A 6,121-nucleotide genomic window follows, 5' to 3' on the forward strand; every position below is an offset into this window, starting at 1 on the left:
TAGTTACGATTTGTTCCACTGGGGCGATCAGATCAGGGAATCGGTAATGCCCAGGCGGGCTTCCCAGGCCGCACGCACGGGTGCGAAGGAACGCCGATGAATGGGCGTTGGCCCGAGGCGCGCGAGGGCTTCGAGGTGCACCGGCGTCGGGTAGCCCTTGTGCCCGCCGATGCCGTAGCCCGGGTAGATCAGCTCGAACGCGCTCATCTCCCGGTCACGGGTGACCTTGGCCAGAATCGACGCCGCAGCAATCGCCGGCACCTGGCTGTCGCCCTTGACCACCGGCGCTGCCGGCACCGCCAGTTTCGGGCAGCGGTTGCCGTCGATCAACGCCAGTTTCGGGGTCACGTGCAACCCTTCCACCGCGCGCTGCATGGCCAACATGGTGGCCTGCAGGATATTCAGCCGGTCGATTTCCTCGACCTCGGCGCGGGCGATGCAAAAACTCAGGGCTTTTTCGCAAATCTCATCGAACAGCGCTTCGCGCTTGGCCTCGGTAAGCTTTTTCGAATCGTTCAGGCCCAGGATCGGCCGTGCCGGGTCGAGAATCACCGCGGCGGTGACGACCGCGCCGCACAGCGGCCCACGGCCGACTTCATCGACACCGGCGACCAGGTCTTCGACCAGGTTGAAGTCCAGTCCAATCTGCATGTCAGCGGTCCTTGAGCAAGGCCAGTACCGCGTCGGCCGCCTGGTTGGAGGCGTCGCGGCGCAGGCTGCGGTGAATTTCGTCGAAGCGTTCGGTCTGCTGGCTGCCGTCCTGCACCAGCGGTGCCAGGGCCTGGGCCAGGGCTTCGCTGGTGGCGGCGTCCTGCAGCAGCTCAGGTACCAGCTCGCGCTGGGCCAGCAGGTTGGGCAACGACACGTAGGGGCTCTTGACCAGGCGCTTGAGAATCCAGTAGGTCAGCGGCGCCAGGCGGTAAGCCACCACCATCGGGCGCTTGTACAACAGCGCTTCCAAGGTGGCGGTGCCAGAGGCGATCAGCACCGCGTCGCAGGCGGCTAGGGCCTGGTGCGACTGGCCATCGAGCAAGGTCAACGGCAGGTCGCGGCCTTCGAGCATCTGCTCGACCTGGGCACGGCGCGCCGGGTTGGCGCAGGGCAGCACGAACCGTACGCCCGGCACCCGCTCGCGTAACTGTTGAGCCGTATCGAGAAACAGTGCGCCCAGGCGCCCAACCTCGCCACCGCGGCTACCCGGCATCAGCGCCACTACCGGGCCCTCGCCCAGGCCCAGGGCACTGCGCGCCGCCTGGCGGTCGGCGGATAACGGGATGGTATCGGCCAGCGGGTGGCCAACGAACCGCACGGGCACGCCCTGCTCTTCATAGAAGCGCGCCTCGAACGGCAGCAGGGTCAGCATCAGGTCGCAGCCTTCGCGGATCTTCAGCACGCGCTTCTGCCGCCAGGCCCAGACCGACGGGCTGACGTAATGCACGGTCTTGATGCCCGCCTGGCGCAGTTTCAACTCGATGTTGAGGGTGAAATCCGGGGCGTCGATGCCGATGAACACATCTGGCCGCTCGGCGATCAGCGTCTGGATCAGCAGCTTGCGCCGCTTGAGCAGTTCACGCAGGCGCCCCAGCACTTCGACCAGGCCCATGACCGCCAGGCGTTCCATGGGAAAATACGACTGCAGGCCTTCGGCTTCCATCAACGGGCCGCCGACACCGATAAAACGCACGTCGGGATGGCGCGCCTTGAGGGCGCGCATCAGGCCGGAACCGAGAATATCGCCGCTGGCCTCACCCGCGACCAGGGCTACGCAAAGCTGCGCCATGTCAGCGGGTGATGCCGCGGGCGGAATTCGCGATCGACTGGCGGAACAGCTCGACCTCTGGGTGCTTGCTGGCCAGCTCGTCGAGCTCCTTGATCGCTTCTTCCACGGTCAGGCCCTGGCGGTAGACGATCTTGTAGGAACGGCGCAGCTCGCGGATCACTTCGTCGCTGAAACCACGGCGGCGCATGCCTTCGAAGTTCATGCTGCGGGCCTCGGCAGGGCTGCCGAACACCGTGACGAACGCCGGAACGTCCTTGCCAATGGCCGTGCCCATGCCCGAGAAGGCGTGCGCGCCGATGTGGCAGTACTGGTGCACCAGGGTGAAGCCAGACAGGATCGCCCAGTCACCCACGTGCACGTGCCCGGCCAACGCGGTGTTGTTGACCAGGATGCAGTGGTTGCCGATAACGCTGTCGTGGCCGATGTGGGCATAGGCCATGATCAGGTTATGGTCGCCCAGGGTGGTTTCCGAGCGGTCCTGGATGGTGCCGCGGTGGATGGTTACACCCTCGCGGATCACGTTGTGATCCCCGATCACCAGGCGCGTCGGCTCACCCTTGTACTTGAGGTCCGGGGTGTCTTCGCCAATCGAGGAAAACTGGTAGATACGGTTGTGCTTGCCAATCCGCGTCGGGCCCTTGAGTACCACGTGTGGGCCGATGACCGTGCCCTCGCCGATTTCGACATCGGGGCCGACAATCGACCACGGGCCGACTTCGACGCCGGCGGCCAGCTTGGCCGAGGGGTCGATGATCGCCCGTGGGTCAATCGAACTCACAGGGAGCGTTCCGCGCAGGTGATTTCGGCCGAGCAGACCGCCTTGCCGTCAACCAGGGCACGGCACTCGAATTTCCAGATCATGCTTTTGCGGCTGAGGAACTTGGCTTCCAGTACCAGCTGGTCGCCCGGCAGCACAGGCTGGCGGAAGCGCAGCTTGTCGGAGCCGACGAAATAGTACAGGGTGCCGTCGGCCGGCTTGGCATCGAGCATCTTGAAGCCGAGGATGCCGGCGGCCTGGGCCATGGCCTCGATGATCAGCACGCCCGGCATGATCGGGTGCGCCGGGAAGTGGCCATTGAAGAACGGTTCGTTGATGCTGACATTCTTGTAGGCACGAATGCTCTGGGCCTCGAAGTCCAGATCCGTCACGCGATCCACCAGCAGGAACGGGTAACGGTGAGGCAGGTATTCGCGAATCTCGTTGATGTCCATCATTTCGGGGGGAAGCCTGTAATAAGAATAGGGAGCGCAGGGGCTGACCGCACGCTCCTTTTGCAATCCAAAGAGGAGCCAGCTAGCGACTGTTCACTCTTGCTCAGGAAATGGTATCAGCCTTCTGATGCCGGCTGGCCACCTGAGGTCACGGTATCGACACGTTTTTCCAGCTGCTGGAGACGCTTGGCCATGTCATCCAGCTGGCGGATACGCGCAGCGCTCTTGCGCCAGTCAGCCAAAGGCTGCATGGCCGTACCGGATGAATAGGAACCGGGTTCGGTGATCGAACGGGTCACCATGGTCATGCCGGAGATGAATACGTTATCGCAGATATCGATATGCCCCACCAGGCCAACACCGCCAGCGAGCATGCAATGCTTGCCGATGCGCGTGCTGCCGGAAATACCGACACAGGCCGCCATGGCCGTGTGGTCACCGATCTGCACGTTGTGGGCGATCTGGATCTGGTTATCGAGCTTGACCCCGTCGCCGATCCGGGTGTCGGACAACGCGCCACGGTCAACGGCCGTGTTCACGCCGATTTCCACGTCATCACCGATGGTGACACCGCCGATCTGGGCGATCTTGCGCCACACGCCCTTCTCGTTGGCGAAGCCGAAGCCCTCGCCGCCGATCACGGCGCCCGACTGAATGACCACACGCTTGCCGATGGTCACGTCGTGGTACAACGTGACCCGCGGTGCCAGCCAACCACCCTCGCCCACCACGCTACGGGCACCGACCACGCAGTGCGCGCCGATGCTGACGTTGGCGCCGATGCGCGCGCCGCTCTCGATCACCGCGAACGGGCCGATGCAGGCACTGGCGTCCACCTGGGCGTCCTCAGCCACCACGGCGCTGGGATGAATACCCGCCACAGCCTTGGGTTTGGGGTCGAACAGGTGGGAGATACGCGCGTAGGCCAGGTACGGGTCCGCCACGATCAGGGCGTTGCCGGTGAAGCCTTCGGCGTCCGCAGCCTTGAGCAGCACCGCGGCAGCCTGGCAGTTGTCCAGGTATTTGCGGTACTGCGGGTTGGCGAGAAAGCTCAATTGACCGGGGCCGGCCTCCTGCAAGGTGGCCAGCCCGGTAATCTGCAGCGCCTCGGGGCCCTGAAGGGTAGCCCCGAGGGCCTCGGCCAACTGGCCGAGCGTCATGGTCAGGGTCATATCAACGGGCTTGGTTCATGCGCTCGATGACTTGGCGGGTGATGTCGTACTGAGGTTTGACATCGATGACCGCACCGCGCTCGAGTACCAGGTCGTAACCGCCTTTCTTGATCACTTCCTCGACGGCGCCGTCCAGCTTAGGCTTCAGTTGCTTGAGCATGTCGCGATCGGCAACGGCCTTGGCTTCGTTCAGCTCCTTGGACTGGAACTGGAAGTCACGGGCCTTCTGCTTGAACTCGAGCTCCAGGCGCTCACGCTCCGGCTGAGCCATCTTGTCACCGCCCTTGATCAGGCGATCCTGGATGCCCTTGGCACTGCTTTCCAGGCCTTTGAGCTTGGTCAGCTGCGGGCCGAACTTCTTCTCGGCATCCACGGCGTACTTCTTGGCCGCGTCGGATTCGAGCAGGGCCATCTGATAGTTCAGAACGGCTACCTTCATTTCGGCGAACGCCGGGGTGGCGACCAGCGCCGCGGCCACTACGGCCAGTTGAGCCAATTTACGCACGATGCACTCCTGGATAAACCGTTGTCGTTAAGCAGGGGCCGACCTTAGAAGGTCTGGCCCAGAGAGAATTGGAACACCTGAGTATCGGCATCGTCCGGCTTCTTCACCGGCATTGCCAGGCTGAAGCTCAACGGGCCCAGGGCCGTGATCCAGGTGACGCCCAGGCCGACCGAACTGGCCATGCCCGAGAAGCCGACCTTCTCGCAATCCGGCTTGCTGCCGCAATTGGTGTCGAACACGTTACCCACGTCCCAGAAGACCGAGGTGCGCAGCGAGCGCTGGTCCTTGACGAACGGCAGCGGGAACAGCAACTCGACGCCACCTTGGACCAGCACGTTGCCACCGAATGGCAGCGGATCTTGGTCCGGGTCGCGGATGGTGCCTGGTTTGCCATTCGGATCATCTGCACCACGGCTTGGCGTACTACGAGGACCGAGGCTGCTGTCCTTGAAGCCACGCACGGAGTTGAAGCCACCGGCGTAGTAGTTCTCGTAGAACGGCAGGCCCGAGGTGCTGCCGTAACCGTCACCATAGCCCAGCTCGGTGTGCAGGCGCAGGGTGTAGTCGTTGGTGATCGGCTGGAACAGCTGGCCACGGTAATCGAGTTTGAAGAACGACAGGTCGCTACCCGGAATGGTCGATTCGAGGGTCAGGCTTTGCGAGTGACCACGGGTTGCCAGCACGCCCTTGTTCAGGGTCGATTCGGACCAACCGATCGACGCCTTGAAGTTGAGGAAGTTGCTGCCCTCTTTGTCCAGGAAGTCGAAGATCTCGTCAACGGTGTACTTACCGGTCTTGATCTTGTCCTGCTGAACGCTCAAGCCATAGGTCAGGCGCGAGGTTTCGCTGATCGGGTAGCCAAGGCTGACACCGGCACCCAGGCTGTCCACCGCATAGCTCGCCACGTCGACGTCGAGGTCGTCGTAGTTGGTGCTGCGGTAGAAGGCGTTGTAGCCCAGGCTCACGCCGTCGGCAGTGAAGTAGGGGTCAACGAAGCCGAAGTTGTAGCGAGTCTGGTATTCCGAACGGGTCAGGCCGATGGACACCTTGTTACCGGTACCGAGGAAGTTGCTCTGGCTGATCGAGCCACCCAGGATCAGGCCCGCGCTCTGGGCGAAACCGACGCTGGCGGTGATCGAACCGGAGGCTTGCTCCTCGACGCTGTAGTTCACGTCGACCTGGTCGTCGGTGCCTGGCACCGGCGGGGTTTCGACGTTGACTTCCTTGAAGAAGCCCAGGCGCTCCAGGCGGGTCTTGGACTGGTCGATCAGGTAGGTCGAAGCCCAGCCACCTTCCATCTGGCGCATTTCGCGGCGCAGCACTTCGTCTTCGGTCTTGGTGTTGCCGCGGTAGTTGATGCGGTTGACGTAGGCACGCTTGCCCGGGTCGACCACGAACATGATGTCGACGGTGTGGTCCTGGTCGTTCGGCTGTGGCACGCCGTTGACGTTG

Annotated in this window: 7 protein-coding genes; all 7 read right to left on the minus strand. The window is 63.3% G+C overall.

The annotated features are described in order from the left end of the window. Positions 1-27 precede the first annotated feature (27 nt). Positions 28-651 carry a ribonuclease HII gene (gene rnhB / locus F3J45_RS24270; RefSeq protein ID WP_167069106.1) on the minus strand — a complete coding sequence of 208 codons (624 nt, stop codon included), beginning with the start codon at positions 649-651 and terminating at the stop codon, positions 28-30. Between the two features lies 1 nt (position 652). Next, on the minus strand, positions 653-1,780 hold the full coding sequence (gene lpxB, locus F3J45_RS24275; RefSeq protein ID WP_167069109.1) for a lipid-A-disaccharide synthase: 1,128 nt from the start codon (positions 1,778-1,780) through the stop codon (positions 653-655). A 1-nt stretch (position 1,781) separates the two neighbouring features. Beyond that, positions 1,782-2,558: an acyl-ACP--UDP-N-acetylglucosamine O-acyltransferase gene (lpxA, locus tag F3J45_RS24280; protein WP_167069112.1), complete on the minus strand. Its 777-nt coding sequence runs from the start codon at positions 2,556-2,558 to the stop codon at positions 1,782-1,784. Continuing rightward, complete coding sequence (gene fabZ / locus F3J45_RS24285) at positions 2,555-2,995, minus strand: 3-hydroxyacyl-ACP dehydratase FabZ (RefSeq protein ID WP_060480150.1); 441 nt, start codon at positions 2,993-2,995, stop codon at positions 2,555-2,557. The genes lpxA and fabZ overlap by 4 nt, the downstream gene beginning before the upstream one ends. Positions 2,996-3,108: 113 nt before the next feature. Further along, the gene (gene lpxD / locus F3J45_RS24290; RefSeq protein ID WP_167069116.1) at positions 3,109-4,164 is read right to left on the minus strand and encodes a UDP-3-O-(3-hydroxymyristoyl)glucosamine N-acyltransferase; all 1,056 of its coding nucleotides are present in this window, start codon (positions 4,162-4,164) and stop codon (positions 3,109-3,111) included. A gap of 1 nt (position 4,165) precedes the next feature. Further along, positions 4,166-4,669, minus strand: a complete 504-nt coding sequence (locus tag F3J45_RS24295; RefSeq protein ID WP_167069119.1) for an OmpH family outer membrane protein — start codon at positions 4,667-4,669, stop codon at positions 4,166-4,168. Between the two features lie 44 nt (positions 4,670-4,713). After that, on the minus strand, positions 4,714-6,121 hold a 1,408-nt coding region (gene bamA / locus F3J45_RS24300), incomplete at its 5' end, for an outer membrane protein assembly factor BamA (protein ID WP_167069122.1).

It is taken from the genome of Pantoea sp. Ap-967, from assembly GCF_011752565.1.
Lineage (GTDB): Bacteria > Pseudomonadota > Gammaproteobacteria > Pseudomonadales > Pseudomonadaceae > Aquipseudomonas.